This window comes from Lysinibacillus sp. NPDC094403 (assembly GCF_050278745.1).
Taxonomy (GTDB): Bacteria; Bacillota; Bacilli; order Bacillales_A; family Planococcaceae; genus Lysinibacillus.
In genome coordinates this window covers 309,486-324,413 of the sequence record NZ_JBNNTL010000001.1, presented here as the reverse complement: position 1 = coordinate 324,413, position 14,928 = coordinate 309,486, and the positions used below count along the sequence as shown (strand labels likewise).

The 14,928-nt window shown below is 35.1% G+C and carries 12 protein-coding genes and 1 other annotated feature; of the genes, 2 read left to right on the top strand and 10 right to left on the bottom strand.

The window, feature by feature from the left end:
* Nucleotides 1–39 precede the first annotated feature (39 nt).
* From ACQKMV_RS01400 to spxA, 6 genes are all read right to left on the bottom strand, one after another.
* Nucleotides 40–639: a TetR/AcrR family transcriptional regulator gene (locus ACQKMV_RS01400; protein ID WP_427502057.1), complete on the bottom strand. Its 600-nt coding sequence runs from the start codon at nt 637–639 to the stop codon at nt 40–42.
* An 81-nt stretch (nt 640–720) separates the two neighbouring features.
* Nucleotides 721–2,412 carry a DHA2 family efflux MFS transporter permease subunit gene (locus ACQKMV_RS01395; protein ID WP_427502056.1) on the bottom strand — a complete coding sequence of 564 codons (1,692 nt, stop codon included), beginning with the start codon at nt 2,410–2,412 and terminating at the stop codon, nt 721–723.
* Between the two features lie 595 nt (nt 2,413–3,007).
* Nucleotides 3,008–4,819 carry an oligoendopeptidase F gene (gene pepF, locus ACQKMV_RS01390; RefSeq protein WP_427502055.1) on the bottom strand — a complete coding sequence of 604 codons (1,812 nt, stop codon included), beginning with the start codon at nt 4,817–4,819 and terminating at the stop codon, nt 3,008–3,010.
* A 48-nt stretch (nt 4,820–4,867) separates the two neighbouring features.
* Nucleotides 4,868–5,989: a competence protein CoiA gene (locus ACQKMV_RS01385; RefSeq protein WP_427502054.1), complete on the bottom strand. Its 1,122-nt coding sequence runs from the start codon at nt 5,987–5,989 to the stop codon at nt 4,868–4,870.
* A gap of 181 nt (nt 5,990–6,170) precedes the next feature.
* Nucleotides 6,171–6,839: an adaptor protein MecA gene (gene mecA, locus ACQKMV_RS01380; RefSeq protein ID WP_427502053.1), complete on the bottom strand. Its 669-nt coding sequence runs from the start codon at nt 6,837–6,839 to the stop codon at nt 6,171–6,173.
* A gap of 436 nt (nt 6,840–7,275) precedes the next feature.
* Nucleotides 7,276–7,671 carry a transcriptional regulator SpxA gene (gene spxA, locus ACQKMV_RS01375; RefSeq protein WP_024362527.1) on the bottom strand — a complete coding sequence of 132 codons (396 nt, stop codon included), beginning with the start codon at nt 7,669–7,671 and terminating at the stop codon, nt 7,276–7,278.
* Between the two features lie 614 nt (nt 7,672–8,285).
* Nucleotides 8,286–8,518 (top strand) — a binding site (T-box leader).
* Nucleotides 8,519–8,598: 80 nt separating this feature from the next.
* Between spxA and trpS the strand changes: the two genes are divergently transcribed.
* Nucleotides 8,599–9,588: a tryptophan--tRNA ligase gene (trpS, locus tag ACQKMV_RS01370; protein WP_427502052.1), complete on the top strand. Its 990-nt coding sequence runs from the start codon at nt 8,599–8,601 to the stop codon at nt 9,586–9,588.
* A 726-nt stretch (nt 9,589–10,314) separates the two neighbouring features.
* On the opposite strand, the gene fabF is transcribed toward trpS, so the two are convergent.
* The 4 genes from fabF to ACQKMV_RS01350 form a co-directional block, all read right to left on the bottom strand.
* Nucleotides 10,315–11,556 (bottom strand): beta-ketoacyl-ACP synthase II, encoded by a 1,242-nt coding sequence (fabF, locus tag ACQKMV_RS01365; RefSeq protein ID WP_427502051.1) that lies wholly within the window; start codon nt 11,554–11,556, stop codon nt 10,315–10,317.
* A gap of 30 nt (nt 11,557–11,586) precedes the next feature.
* Nucleotides 11,587–12,525, bottom strand: coding sequence for a beta-ketoacyl-ACP synthase III (locus tag ACQKMV_RS01360; protein WP_427502050.1), 939 nt, complete (start codon nt 12,523–12,525; stop codon nt 11,587–11,589).
* 408 nt (nt 12,526–12,933) lie between these two features.
* Entirely contained in the window at nt 12,934–14,172 is a 1,239-nt protein-coding gene (locus tag ACQKMV_RS01355) for a chloride channel protein (protein WP_427502049.1), read from the bottom strand.
* A 220-nt stretch (nt 14,173–14,392) separates the two neighbouring features.
* Nucleotides 14,393–14,587, bottom strand: coding sequence for a hypothetical protein (locus tag ACQKMV_RS01350; protein ID WP_427502048.1), 195 nt, complete (start codon nt 14,585–14,587; stop codon nt 14,393–14,395).
* Nucleotides 14,588–14,700: 113 nt separating this feature from the next.
* On the opposite strand from ACQKMV_RS01350, the gene ACQKMV_RS01345 reads away from it, so the two are divergent.
* Nucleotides 14,701–14,895, top strand: a complete 195-nt coding sequence (locus ACQKMV_RS01345) for a YjzD family protein (RefSeq protein WP_427502047.1) — start codon at nt 14,701–14,703, stop codon at nt 14,893–14,895.
* Nucleotides 14,896–14,928 lie beyond the last annotated feature (33 nt).

The following is a 14,928-nucleotide window of genomic DNA, read 5'->3' as shown; positions in this document are numbered from 1 at the left end:
TCTTCACTTGCTTTTATTTGTCTTTTAATAGCCTCATTATTAACTTTCTTTCGGATTATACAAACTTAATGTAAATAAATGCACAATCTCATCTATCATTTCATCAATATCCGGATTAATATGCTCATTTATATATGGTAATGTCAATTGGAAAACTAAAATTGACGACAGCAAAGAATAGAAAAAATTCGCTGTATATTTAAAGTTCCCTTTTGGGATTTTCCCTTGCTCATGTAATTTAATTAAATAATTCTCTAAATGGTGAAATAACTTATTTGGATATTCAAAAAACATTTTTTCAAATTCTTTATCTTGTTGAATCTCACGCATAAGTACCCAAATAGTTTCCTTCACAGGAATATTTTCTTCAAAATAAGCTTGCGCCAGGATTTTAAGATCATGCTCTATATCACCAGTAAACGCCTCTTCTATTTTAGGAAAATAATCTCTGTCTGTTTTATGTGAAATAACACTCTCACGAAACAAATTCTCTTTATTTCCAAAGTGTCTAAAAAGTGTAATGTGATTCACACCGGCACGTTCAGCAATTTCACGTGTCGAAGTTCCAGCAAACCCCTTTTCACCAAAAAGCGTCAATGCAGCATTAAGAATTTTTTCTCTTGTCTTCAACTTTGCCATTATGCCCTCATCCCTCCTCCGAACATAATTTGCTCAATATTATATCGGAATCAGAAAGTGATAGCAATCAGTTGCATTCAATTAACGTTTTATAGCAATCTCAAAGTTTCGTTCTCTTATATATTTCTTCATTCTTCTTGCATTTATGCCATTTAGATAAGCAAAAACGGCACCAATTAACATGACAATTGCTCCAAATTTAAAAACTGCTTTAAACGCTAAGGAAATATGATCCTTTATTATTTTTTCTAAAGCTGGATATAGATTTATTATTTCCTTTCTTTCAATGGCAAATCTCTTCTTAATTTCAGCATGTGCACTATCTGGTGAAGATTTTAATAGTTTTTCCTCTTCGTCAGTTAATTTATTTAAAACATCCTGTAATGAAGATTTATTAGATAACTCATTTTTATCTTTATTATTTTCTAATTGAAGTTCTAGCCTTTCCTTAGTATTGTTACTAAGCTTACTTATTTCAACCTTCTCTATCATTTCACCCTTTGCCATCTTCATTTGGTTCTGCATCATATGCTGTAGCATCACTACTAAAATTGCCACGCCAACTGCAGCCCCAATTACACGACTTACTTGAAATAACCCTGATGCAATCCCAGCCTTTTCTTCGGGAACCTGCAAAATGAGTGCTATTGATAATGGGCTAAAGATTAAACCCGATCCTAAACCGACAATCATTAAAACTCCGACAATAGCCCAAACCGATTGATCTGGTGAAGTAAAACCTAACAAGTAGGTTCCTATACTAAATAGTACATAACCAATGACACCAAACCACAATGTCCCCCATTTATTTGCTTTAGCTGCAAGAGGTGTAATGAGCATTGTCGCTATAGATGATGAGCTAAGAATTAAGCCCGCCTGTATCTGAGAAATTCCGTTTACTATTGTTAAATAAAATGCCATTAAAAAGTAGACGCACATCATACCGATTCCTAAACATAACAGTGCGATATTCCCACATGTAAATTGATAGTTTTTAAACAACTGAACTGGAAGCATTGGATCTTTATTTTTTGATTCAATCTTTACAAACAATAGTAAGCCAATGACACTGCCAATTAAACAACTAAGAACAAGTGGTGATGACCACCCAACTTCCTTCACTTGTAAAAGCCCGTATATGAGTGCAAACAATGAAATACTAATTGTTATCATACCCATCCAGTCTATCTTTTTAGAGGCAGTAGGATCATACGATTCATTTACAAAGGAATGAATTAAACTCACCGCTAAAATTCCAATCGGCAAATTAATATAAAATATCCACTGCCATGAAAAATTCTCTGAGATTACTCCGCCAATTGTCGGACCCAATGCTGTCGATATCCCAGCCATAATTCCAAATAGTGCCGTTACAATACCAACCTTTTCAGGCGGAGTATGAACAAGTACTAAAGGAATACATACTGGAACAATCATTGCTGCCGCCAAACCTTGTATCGCTCGAAATAATATTAATAACTCAATAGATTGCGATATTCCACATAGAACTGACGCAAATACAAACAAAATAAGCCCTATTTGAAATATTTTCTTCCTACCAAATTGATCTGCAAATCTGACCGCCGTTAGCAAAACAACGCCAAATGCAATGTTGTAGCTATCAATAACCCAAGAAATTTGATCAATTGTAGTTTCATAATATGCTGTAATTTTTGGCAAAGAAACATTCACAATTGTGGTGTCCAATAAAGCCATAAAAAAACCTAAAGCCGCAGCAATCACAGGCATAATATAACTTGGTTTACTCTTCACGTTATAGCCTCTTTTCATCAAAATGTAATCATTTGATTGCATTATAAAGAAAAAATAAAATGAATGCAACTGGTTGCATTCATTTTATTCGTATAAATTGGCGGTTCTCGAAATTTTATCAGCGATTAGGCTCTAGATATTTTTATCGGAATGTTCTAGTGATTTATCGGAACATTTTAGTAATTTGTCGGAACCTTCCATTGATTTATCGGAACAATTTAGAGTTTTATCGGAATACTTCGCTGGTTTGATCGAGATTTATAACAAAATAAAAGAAGCGCCACTATCCTCGACAGATAGTGACGCCTCTTTTTCACAAAGGGGATGGGAGAAATGTTCACGTTCAAACAAAGGGGTGTATGTTTGTTTTGTGATTTATTTCACATGACTCACTTTATCACGGAATAGTAAATATAGCAATATTTCCAATAGTAGATTCACAAATTTGTCAAATAGAAAGCGATTACAAACAGTATTTTTCCAAGATATGCACTTTTAAACATTTAGAAATCAAAAAAAATCATTATTCTTAATTTTCATTCGTTCAACTAATCATAGAAAAAAGGCTGTAGTAATAATCCTACAGCCTTCCGAATTAATTATTCAACAATAGTTTTTCTAACTCATTTAAACGTTCTTCAAATACTTTACATGCATCATCAATCGGTTTTGCAACGTTCATATCAACGCCTGCTGCCTTTAATACCTCAATTGGGAAATCAGAACAACCTGCTTTTAAAAAGTTATTAATATAACGTTCTACAGCTGGTGTACCCTCTTCTAAAATCTGTTTACTTAATGCTGTTGCAGCTGATTTACCTGTAGCATATTGATACACATAGTAATTATAGTAGAAGTGTGGAATGCGAGCCCATTCTAAGCCAATTTCCTCATCTACAACAATATCCTCGCCGAAGTATTGTTTATTTAAATTATAGTAAACCTCTGTTAAACGCTCTGCTGTTAAAGATTCACCGTTTTTATCCATTTGGTGGATTAGGTGTTCAAATTCAGCAAACATTGTTTGTCTGAACACAGTACTTCTGAAGCCATCTAACCAATGATTTAATAAATAAATTTTCTGTTGTGGATCTTCAATTGTTTTTAGTAAATAATCATTTAACAGTTCTTCATTACATGTCGAAGCTACTTCAGCCACAAAAATAGAATAATCGCCATAAACAAACGGCTGAGTTTTACGTGAATAATAACTGTGTACACTATGGCCAAATTCATGAGCTAGTGTAAACAAATTATTAACATTGTCTTGCCAGTTCATTAAAATGTAAGGACTTGTTCCATAAGCGCCTGAAGAGTACGCACCACTGCGTTTCCCTTTGTTTTCTAAGACATCCACCCAGCGGTTATCAAGACCACCTTGAACAATGCCTTGATATTCTTCACCTAGTGGCGCTAGAGCCTTTACTAAAATATCCTTCGCTTCGTCGTAAGTGACTTTCATATCGACTTCCTTAACGAGTGGGGCAAATAAATCCCACATATGCAGTTCGTCCACACCTAAAAGCTTCTTACGTAATGAAATATAGCGCTGCATAGCTGGTAAATGCTTATGGATTGTTTCTACTAATTGATCATAAACACTTTCTGGAATGAAGTTGTTAGACATTGCTGCGTGGCGTGCAGAATCATAATTACGGATACGTGCGCTGACATTATGCTTTTTAACATTGCCAGTTAGTGTAGCCGAAAACGTATTTTTAAAGTTTCCGTAAGTTTCGTATACTGCTTTAAAGGCATTTTCACGAACTGTACGATCTTTACTTTCTAAAAACTTAATATAGTTACCATGTGTTAGCTGTACTTCTTCCCCGTCTTCATTCTTCACTTTAGGGAAGACCATATCGGCGTTGTTTAACATACTAAATGTATTTGAAGCAGTACCTGTTACCTCAGACATTTGTGCAAGTAATGCTTCTTGTTCTGCTGGTAAAACGTGCGGACGTGCCATCGTTATTTCTTTTAAAGATTGCGTATACAATTGTAAGTCCTTGTTTTCTGCTAAGTAACGTTCTATCGTTTCTTCACTCAATGATAAAATCTCAGGTGTTAAAAATGATAGGGCAGCTGAGATACTAGTCGCTAATGTTTGAATACGACTATTCATATCCTGGTAGAAGCTATTTGTCGTATCTTGGTCATTACGCATATGAGCATACGTGTAAAGCTTCATTGTACGTTCATAAATATCATCATGATAAGTTAGAACAGCTAATAATGCATCTGCACCATTTTTTAAAGTACCTACATAACTAGATGCCTTTTTTGCAATTTCTGCAACTTCTTTATACTCCTCTTCCCATAGGGCGTCAGTTGCAAATATATCCTCCAAGCGCCAAGTTAACTCTTCTGGAACTTCATTTCTTACTAAAACTTTATTACTAGCCATGTGCCAGCCCCCTTTATATGTGAGTTTTTCCTATACTCTCATATTTTCTCAGTATATTGCGGCAATTGCAAATAAATGTGCGTACAATTGCTCACAAATATCCGTAAAACAACCATTCTTTTGATCACTTTTCGCCAGTACCATTCCGTAATTTTTGACGGCTTGTACTGCTTGATTTGTAACTTCTATATTTTGTTGGATTAAAAACGATCGAATCGTTCTCTCGTCTAGTTCATGAGGTAATAATTGTAAACGTCGACAAAAATAAAGCAAAATCGTTTGCCACTCAATAGAAAACATCGGAATCGCTTCCGCATCTTTTACCGGTACACCTACGTAATCAGGCATATTAGTTAAAGCAAAACTTAACTCATAACTACTTCGTAAAAATGAATCTTGCACCCCATTTTTACTACGGAATAATCGTTGGTATACGAATTGCTTACATTGCTTTTTATAAAGCTGCCAATAAAGATGAAATTCCTCTTTCTTAATTGACATAGGCACATAAAAGGGAAAATGTTGTTTGTGAATAGTTAATTCTTGTACTTTACCTATAAAAGTATGCCCATGAACATGAAGAAGATTCGTCCAATAAATAAATCTCGATGTGTTTGCATCATAGGTTACTAAATAAGATACGCCTTGCACTGTAGCAATGATCATCTTTTGCATAATTGGGGAAATAGAAATTTTTTGAATACCTTGTGTAGATTGTTTTTGAGGTGTTTGAAAAAGCCACAATGGCTGTATAGAATTTTTCTTATATCCAGATGTACGCATTAACCACTTTTCATGAGAAATTGTACTACATTGAAATTCAATGGCAATTTGCTTTTGCTTCTTTATCAAAAGTATATCTGGCCTCTGTGAAAGCTTTGGTAAATAAGGTTCCAACTTTACTGTATGCCCGAGTTTTCTCAGCCATTCAAATAGTTGGACTTTCCCTTGTAAATGAAGTTTTGATTCACCTTCTGCAAATAACTGTACACAGCTATTATTAGCAATATGAGCGAAATGAGGAATATTATATTTACCTATCTTTAATTGGACAGGCTGTCGGCATTGGGGACAATAAAATTTCATCTGCCGCCTATATCGTTGTAAATCTTCCCTTGAATATTGGTATGGGAGAAAAATCCGCTGCTGCTCGTTATAGGCCATAAGCATAAAATCATCTCCTTTTTGACTAATTGTAAAGGAGTATTTTTATAGCACAAATAAATAACGGCTTTTTCTTGAAATTTTAAAAATGCCCCTCAATCTCTTTTCAAATTAAAAAGACTGTAAACAAACTGATAATCACCAAGTTTGTTTACAGTCTAAACCACTGAATCAAGTACTCATTTCTTTAAATAAAATATTTTCGTACTGTTTCAAAGCAATTAAATTCCATAATTTTTTCGCCATATTCCTCTAAGCGATGGATTGTGAAATTCGATGGTATTAAAAATTCTTTGATAACCGCATTTCTATCGTGATGATTTAAATCATCATCTGCATTCGTGAAGTCAACAACTAGATAGTACCAATTTTCATATTTAAATAATGAGGAATCCACTAATTCATCTGTTATACGTTTTGCTACAGGGATTAACTCATCAATATCTTTAAATTTATAAACATAAATGTCTGTATCCATAAATAACTCTGAATCATCCATGTCACCAAATTGAGTTAGTTGACTGAGAAGATCCTCTCCAACGTCCTCGAATGGGGCAAACATATCTTTGTGTTCATCAAAATGCGAAGAACCATCTAAGGTTTCACCGTCTTTTAAAATATGTGCACGTGTGACAATGATTTCTAAGCCTACTTCAGAAGCATTGATATGAATCCAAATTGGACCTTCCACATCAAAATAATCCTCAGTGTTTACTTCATCAATCATATCCCAAAAAAGTTGTTCACCCTTTGCTCGATTGTACCAAATTTCTTCACGACTATAGCCGCGATCCTCTATATCATTGTACGTAATAAAGAGCTTGAGTGTATTTTCGTTTACACGTTCGATGTCCACTAGACCTCATCTCCCTTCACTGTCATTTGTCGAAAAACAGTTTTGTTTCATTAGTATGCTTTTATTCATTGTTTTTAACCTCATACTCCATTTTTGTTTTTCAACCTTTGACCACACTACAGTAAACCCGTTGAGCAACCGAAATTAAAAAATTAACTGTCCACAGTTGTCTCTAATAATATTGTATGCTGTTCTGTCATAAAATGAAAAGGATATACACCGTTTCACAGAAGATATTTGAATTATTGAAATTGTAGTAAACTATTAAGCTTAAATCAAGTTTAACATACTTTACGGAAATATATGACTTTCCCCTATTATTTATTATACTTTATATAGAATGTTTTACATAAGTAAAACACAAAAAAATAGATGTCACAATATGCCTGTTGCATATGTAACATCTAATACTTATTCTATGCTGAATACGGAGATATTAGTTCACCATGCGCTGTGCTTCTTGCAATTGATAAGCACGAACCTTACGAGGTAAGAAACGACGAATTTCATCCTCGTTATAGCCGACCTGTAAACGTTTCTCATCTAAAATGATTGGGCGACGCAATAAACCTGGATACTCTTGAATTAATTCATATAAACGTTGTAATGGTAAGCTTTCAACATCAACATTTAATTTTTGGAAAATCTTTGATCGAGTTGAAATAATTTCATCCGTACCATCCTCTGTCATACGCAAAATTTCTTTTATTTCACTAATGCTTAATGGTTCGGAAAATATATTACGTTCTGTATATGGGATTTCATGCTCCTCTAACCATGCTTTCGCTTTTCGGCAAGACGTACAACTTGGTGATGTAAATAAAGTTACTATCATACTGACACATCCTTTCCTTTTAATCATTATCTATAAACCAGTGTGTTAAATTAGAATTAATGTAATGTAAATCTTCATAACCATTATACAGTACTCTGTGATGTTTGAATATAGTTCCAATAAAAAAAAGAATAGCCTTGTCACTAAATATTTCGTCTATTTATATAACTTTCAAAGTAGTACTTACTTCTTTGCATGTCTAATGCACTACTAATAATATTCCCACTCGTAGAGTATTTTAAACATTCATTTTTTGATTGTTCTTGTTCTCATTTAAAAAGTTTAAACGAGAATATTGTCGATTCAGTGTGTACAATATAGACGTATATTTACTAATATTGGTTGCATTTATAAATAAATAACGCCTTAGCAATTTATGATGCCGCTACGTTAGTTCTTCGCTTTCGCACAAAAAATATTTGTAGCATGGTGAAAAAAAAGCAGCAAAATTAGCATATAATTTTTTTTCGAGAAAGAACACCGCCAAAAGTCTGACTTTTTACACTTGCATTTTACGGAAACTTTATAATATAATTCTTTGCAATAATTCAATTATGTCTTTGGTGAATTCACCTTGCTATCTATACAGGTGCAAGACTGATTGAACTAAATAAAAAACGCTGACGAAGAGTAGTACATTTGCCCTTTACACGTTTAGAGAGTCTGTGGTTGCTGCAAACAGATCGTGTAAGCATTTGGAATGGACTTCCGAGTTAGCTTTGTGAACGTCTTAGTTTCTTACTTAAGCCTATTAGCAAAGCTCGTCCCTTCACGTTACGAAGTAAAGTGGCCGTTTTAGGCAAGCTGGGTGGTACCGCGGATTCAAACATCATTCGTCCCTTCATTAGATTACTAATGAGGACGCATGATGTTTTTTATTTGGTACTTACAATCTAAGGGACGAAATTCAAGGAGGAAATGACAATGACAACTATTTTTTCAGGCGTACAACCAACAGGTATTGTAACTTTAGGTAACTATTTAGGTGCATTCAAGCAATTCCCTGCATTACAAGATGAAGGAGATGCTGTTTATTGTATCGTTGATCAGCATGCAATAACTGTGGCACAAGATCCAAAAGAATTGCGTCAAAATATTCGTAATTTAGCAGCTACGTATATCGCTACTGGTATTGATCCTAAAAAATCTACATTATTTATTCAATCAGAAGTGCCAGCTCATGCACAGGCAGGTTGGATGCTACAATGTGTCGCTTCGATTGGTGAACTTGAACGTATGACACAGTTCAAGGATAAATCACACGGTAAAGAAAGCGTATCTGCAGCTCTTCTAACATATCCACCATTAATGGCAGCAGACATCCTTTTGTATAACACAAACATTGTTCCTGTCGGTGATGATCAGAAGCAACATATTGAGCTTACTCGTGATTTAGCGGAACGCTTTAACAAACGTTATGGTGACGTTTTAACGATTCCTGAAATTCAATTACCAAAAGCAGGGGCTCGTATCAAATCACTTCAAGAACCTACAAAGAAAATGAGTAAATCAGATCCAAATACAAAAGCGACAATCAAACTTTTAGATTCAGCGAAAGATATTGAGAAAAAAATTAAGTCGGCTGTTACTGACTCTGATGGTATTGTGGCATTTGATGTGGAAAATAAACCTGGTGTTTCTAATTTACTAACAATCGAATCTGCCATTTCAGGTGTATCTATTGACGATCTTGTAAAAAAATACGAAGGCGTTGGCTATGGTGGTTTCAAACAAGGTGTGGCAGCAGCGGTTATTGATCACCTGACTCCAATTCAAGAGAAGTTCTATAATTTGGTAGAATCCTCAGAATTAGATATTATTTTAGATGCAGGTGCTGAAAAGGCAAATGCAATTGCAAGCGCTACTTTAAAACGCATGGAAGAAGCAATGGGCCTTGGTCGTGCACGTAGATAAAAGAAAACTTTATCATCCTGGGATCGAAATCCTTCTATGATATGAAGAAATGTTGTAGCTTTGGTGAAATTTATCGTAAGAGCTTGGCCAAAAAGAGAGTAGATTAACAGTTACATCTTATCTTTTTCGTTTAAAGTTTTATCATAACCAAGATCAAGCACAACAGCACATAACACGATGGCTGATCCAATTGCCATATAAAATGCTGTAGTATGTGCCATGAATTTAAAAACAACTATCCAGGAATATCCGAGTGTCCGATAATTCAAATACAATATGAGATTCCCTACGGAGAGAATCAATAAGCCGTAGCTCAATAAAAATAAAAAGAGTCGGAACAAGATAAGAGCATCCTTTCTATTTCTTCTTAATTATCATCTATTCACAAAACTATAAAAAAAGACGTCAGCCACGTAAAATTGGGCTGACGTTTTTTATTGATCATATTAAATAAAGTAAGGCTCTTCTGTAAAACAAGGGGTTGATTTCCGTTCCGACTGGGCGCTTTCCTGGGGGCGTCCGATGAGCCGCTTCGCTTCGCTGCAGGGTCTCATCTGTGGCGCTAATCCCCAAGGAGTCGCCCAGCCTCCACTCCAATCAACCACTTCTCATAGCGTGTATCTTCTGGCATGTAAATCTAATTTATAGTGATAAAACAGCCCTTTTGGTGAATACAAAAAATCAGTGGAAGATGAAGAACCTCCCACTGATTATAGTTTTACTTTATTATTCCTCGATTTTTTTGAATAGTAGACTAGCGTTATGTCCACCAAACCCAAGTGAGTTACTCATAGCATATTTAATATCTGCTTTTCGAGCCTCATTCGGTACATAATCTAAATCACAATCTGGATCTGGATCTGTTAAATTAATTGTCGGTGGTAGAATGCCTTCTTTAAGAGCTAACGCTGTGAAAATAGCTTCAACACCACCAGCTGCACCTAATAAGTGACCTGTCATTGATTTTGTAGAACTCATTGCAAGCTTATAGGCATGTTCACCAAAGACAGTTTTTACTGCCTGTGTTTCAAATAAATCATTATATGGTGTACTTGTTCCATGTGCGTTAATATAGTCAATTTGTGAAGCATCTACGCCGCCATCTGCTAAAGCTTGCATCATGGCACGAGAAGCACCTTCTCCTTCTGGAGCTGGAGCTGTAATATGATGAGCGTCTCCTGTTGCACCATAGCCAAGAACTTCCGCGTAGATTTTTGCACCACGTGCTTTTGCATGCTCATACTCTTCCAAAATAACAATACCCGCACCTTCACCGATAATGAAACCATCGCGATTTTTATCGAATGGACGGCAAGCTGTTTGTGGATCCGTATTTAATGATAATGCAGTATTTGCGCAGAAGCCTGCTACTGCCATTGTTACGATTGGTGATTCAGCACCACCAGTAATCATAACGTCTGCATCACCACGTTCAATTACTTTAAAAGCATCCCCAATAGAGTTTGTACCTGAAGCACAAGCAGTTACTGAACAAGAGTTAATGCCCTTTGCACCAAAGTGAATCGACACTTGTCCTGAAGCCATATCTGGAATCATCATTGGAATAAAGAATGGACTTACTCGTCTTGCTCCACGCTCTTGGAATGTTAAAAATTGTTGTTCGTAAGTTTCCATTCCACCGATTCCAGAGCCAATCCAGACACCTGCACGTGGTGCTAGCTCTTCATCAATTGTTAATTGTGCATCTTCCATCGCCATGATGGACGCTGCTAAGGCATAATGTGTAAAGCGATCCATTTTACGAGCTTCTTTACGTTCGATATATTTTTCAATATCAAAGTCTTTCACTTCAGCGGCAATTTTTGCTGCAAAAAGATCTTTATTTAAACGTGTTAACTCACCAACGCCAGATTTTCCAGCTTTAATGTTAGTCCATGTTTCTTCGATGCTATTTCCTAGTGGTGTAACTGCGCCAATTCCTGTAATTACTACTCGTCGTTTACTCATTGTATTACTCCCCTCAAGCATTTTTCGTTTTTATTTTCCCCATCTTATTGTAACGGCACCCCATGTTAAGCCACCGCCAAATCCAACAAGTACTAATATATCATCATCTTTTATCTTACCTGCTTCAAGCTCATCTACCAAAGAAATACCAATAGAAGCTGCCGATGTATTCCCATATTTGTGAATCGTTTTTGACATTTTTTCTGGTGGTAGATCTAGACGCTCACGAGCAGACTCCATAATTCGTATATTCGCCTGATGCGGCACTAAAAAATCTACGTCTTCTTTTGTTAAACCTGCTTTTTCTAATACATTTATTGCAGATTCACCCATTTGACGAACTGCAAACTTAAATACTTCACGGCCATTCATAGCGATTGTGTCCTGCTGTGTTAAGTACAAATTCTTTCCACCTGTACCATCAGCGCCAAGCTCAAATGATAGAATACCTCTACCTTCTGATACTGGACCAACTATTGCTGCACTTGCACCGTCACCGAATAACACAGCGGTATTGCGATCTTCCCAATCAAGTACTTTCGACAGCTTTTCAACACCTACTACTAAGACATATTTATAAGCACTTGATTCAACAAATTGCTTTGCTGTCACTAAACTATATATAAATCCTGCACAAGCAGCCGCTTGGTCCATCGCAGCTGCATTAACTGCTCCAATTTGCTCCTGAACCATACATGCTACACTTGGAAATGTTTGATCTTGTGTTACAGTTGCTACAAGGATTAAGCCTATTTCCTCTGGTGTAATACCTGCTTTTGCAATAGCTTCTTTTGCAGCAGCTACTGCTAAATCCGAAGTTTCTTGATCATCAGCAGCAAAATGACGTTCTTCAATCCCTGTACGAGTTCGAATCCATTCATCCGAAGTGTCCATAATTTTTTCTAAATCAAAATTTGTAACGACCTTCTCCGGAACGTATTTGCCAATTCCTATAATACCAGCGTTCATTTAGCAACCCCTCTGCTTTCTTACTATCAATTATTAGTAACTGGTCATAATTATAACTCATAATGACGGAATGGCGCAAGATGATTTAATATCAATGCCTTAAAGCTAGCAGTATTAAGGGTTTTAGTAATATATACTTTTTCCTATATAATAGGAGATAATGATTCTAAACCATAACGTGGGGTTGATTTCTGTTCTGACTTATATACATGGCATACTTTTCAAGAAATGTAAGAAGAATTTTTTGGGGGGGTAAATAAGCGAGAAATGTACAAAAATGTGTGAGAAAGGCAACATCTTTCATTAAGACCACCCATGATGGAGTGGTCTTATTATAGCTTATTTAACTAAATACTACTCCACGTCTATCCAAGTTTTCGTGGTTCGAATCAAAGTCTTCTCCTAAAATTAAGCAGTTATGTTTTGTGGGGATTTTTTTCTCAATTTACTTAACAAAATAAATAAAACTACAATCATTAATATTACTGGGGCTAACTCTATCGGGAAAAATAGCATTAGAGCAACTCCTACTAGTAAAGGTGTCTTTAAAATAGCGATCGAAGCACTACCACCTATAACAGCAACGATAAAGAGCATATCTAGTTGTGGAAAAAAAGTCGCGATCGCGTAGCCTTGTAAAATACATGCAAATATAACCGGTAAGACATTTCCACCAACCCAGCCTGACTTTAAACAAAACTCCATAAAAATCAGTTTTAGAATAGAACCCAAAATTAAAGTAGCAATTGAAAGTGTTGGTACTACACTAGGTAATTCTTGCATAGAAAGTTGGCCAGAAAACAGTAGGTTAGGGGCGACTAAAGACATCAAGCCAATACCAATACCACCGATAACACCACTTAAAATAATTTTATTGTTCATTTTAGAAAAGAATTTATTCATTCCTATTTCCATTAGTTCATACAGCTTACTGAACAAAATTCCAAACAAAACAAAAGGAATAAAAAGAAGCAATTCATTAAAACCCCAACTTGTTTCCCCTAACTTTGTCACAAAAGGAGGTTGTTCTGATATTTTAATGATAAACATAAAGGTCACAATACCGTTTACGATAAATAACATATAAACTAATTTCTTAAATAAAAGCATTTTTTTCTCTTGAGGAGCCCGATCAGGATTATAAGGGATAAGGTACTTATGAGGTAAAGCTAATTTTTTTAGTCTAATTAACCAAGATTCCTTTTTCCACTCGTTGTAGGAAAAATAAAAGTAACGCATTTTATCTGCCTGCCATACCGATAACGCAATAACAGAACTTAAAACGGCTGCTGCAGGACCTACACTTGCACCAAAGATTAAAATTAAAAAAGCAATAAAAAAATTGAGACTTAGATTTGAATAGTCCATTCTTTGAGTTGTTTTTAATTCAACAATAGCATCAGAAGCTGTTTTAGGTAGAGTAGTTCCATACTTATACCTGCTAACACCTACTAAAAAACCACCTAGTATACATAAAAATAATGTATAGATGGACGGTACTTTAAAATTATTGGATACGTCAGTCCATAAAAAATCTGTCGAGCTATTAACTAATATTAAAAAAACAGAAGAAATAAAACCGATTATCCCACTTAAAATTAAGCCATAAACAAGTAATCCGATTATTTTATAATACTTCTCATTCAAAATATAATTCACCACTTTTAAATGTATATAAGACTCTCTCTTGTCGCATTAAGTAACTATATTCATTAATTTTAATAACGATATAACTATACTAGACTTTACAATAAAAGTGCTAGTAATTTCCTATCTAAATCTATATCGAACTAATAAACATATCTTGGTCTTAAACTGTGATATACAGGAAATAACAGACTATGCATTTATTAAAGGACATAATTGCCTAAAATAACTCTTCAAACTCATAATAAAGAACAGGTGCAAGCTGAATTAAAATTAATGCTTTTTGTCCTATTCTGCGACCACGAATTGAGTGACCACGACAATCCCCTGCCCAATTATTAACGACGGTTTCGAATATCGGTGCTTCTATTGAAATTGCATTAAAATAAAATAAGTATTGTTCTTGTTGTGACAAATTCGCCATGTTTAACAGAAAAGGTTCTTTTTTTTTCAATTTATGTTATGATATTATAATGAATATGTAGTAAAAACTTTATGATATAAAAAAGTTCGGTTGAGGTGAAATTAATGCAATACATCGTAACATTCATATGGTCATTCCTACTAGTTTCAATGTTAAACTACGTAGTAAGCTCTGTACTGGGTGCAGATTTTGATTTCCAAACTGCTGTTGTCACATCAGTTGTATTTACAATTCTTGTTTTCATCATCGGTGCAGTTATTCCAAACGAGTCGACTCCAGAAGCTGCAGACAATCATTAATTTAACTAGAAAAAACCTGTTTCGCTCGATGCG

Coding starts and splice junctions, on each gene's coding strand:
- ACQKMV_RS01400 (WP_427502057.1), bottom strand. CDS start 639: ATGGCAAAGTTGAAGACAAGAGAAAAAATTCTTAATGCTGCATTGACG.
- pepF (WP_427502055.1), bottom strand. CDS start 4,819: ATGGCTAGTAATAAAGTTTTAGTAAGAAATGAAGTTCCAGAAGAGTTA.
- ACQKMV_RS01385 (WP_427502054.1), bottom strand. CDS start 5,989: ATGCTTATGGCCTATAACGAGCAGCAGCGGATTTTTCTCCCATACCAA.
- trpS (WP_427502052.1), top strand. CDS start 8,599: ATGACAACTATTTTTTCAGGCGTACAACCAACAGGTATTGTAACTTTA.
- fabF (WP_427502051.1), bottom strand. CDS start 11,556: ATGAGTAAACGACGAGTAGTAATTACAGGAATTGGCGCAGTTACACCA.
- ACQKMV_RS01360 (WP_427502050.1), bottom strand. CDS start 12,525: ATGAACGCTGGTATTATAGGAATTGGCAAATACGTTCCGGAGAAGGTC.
- ACQKMV_RS01345 (WP_427502047.1), top strand. CDS start 14,701: ATGCAATACATCGTAACATTCATATGGTCATTCCTACTAGTTTCAATG.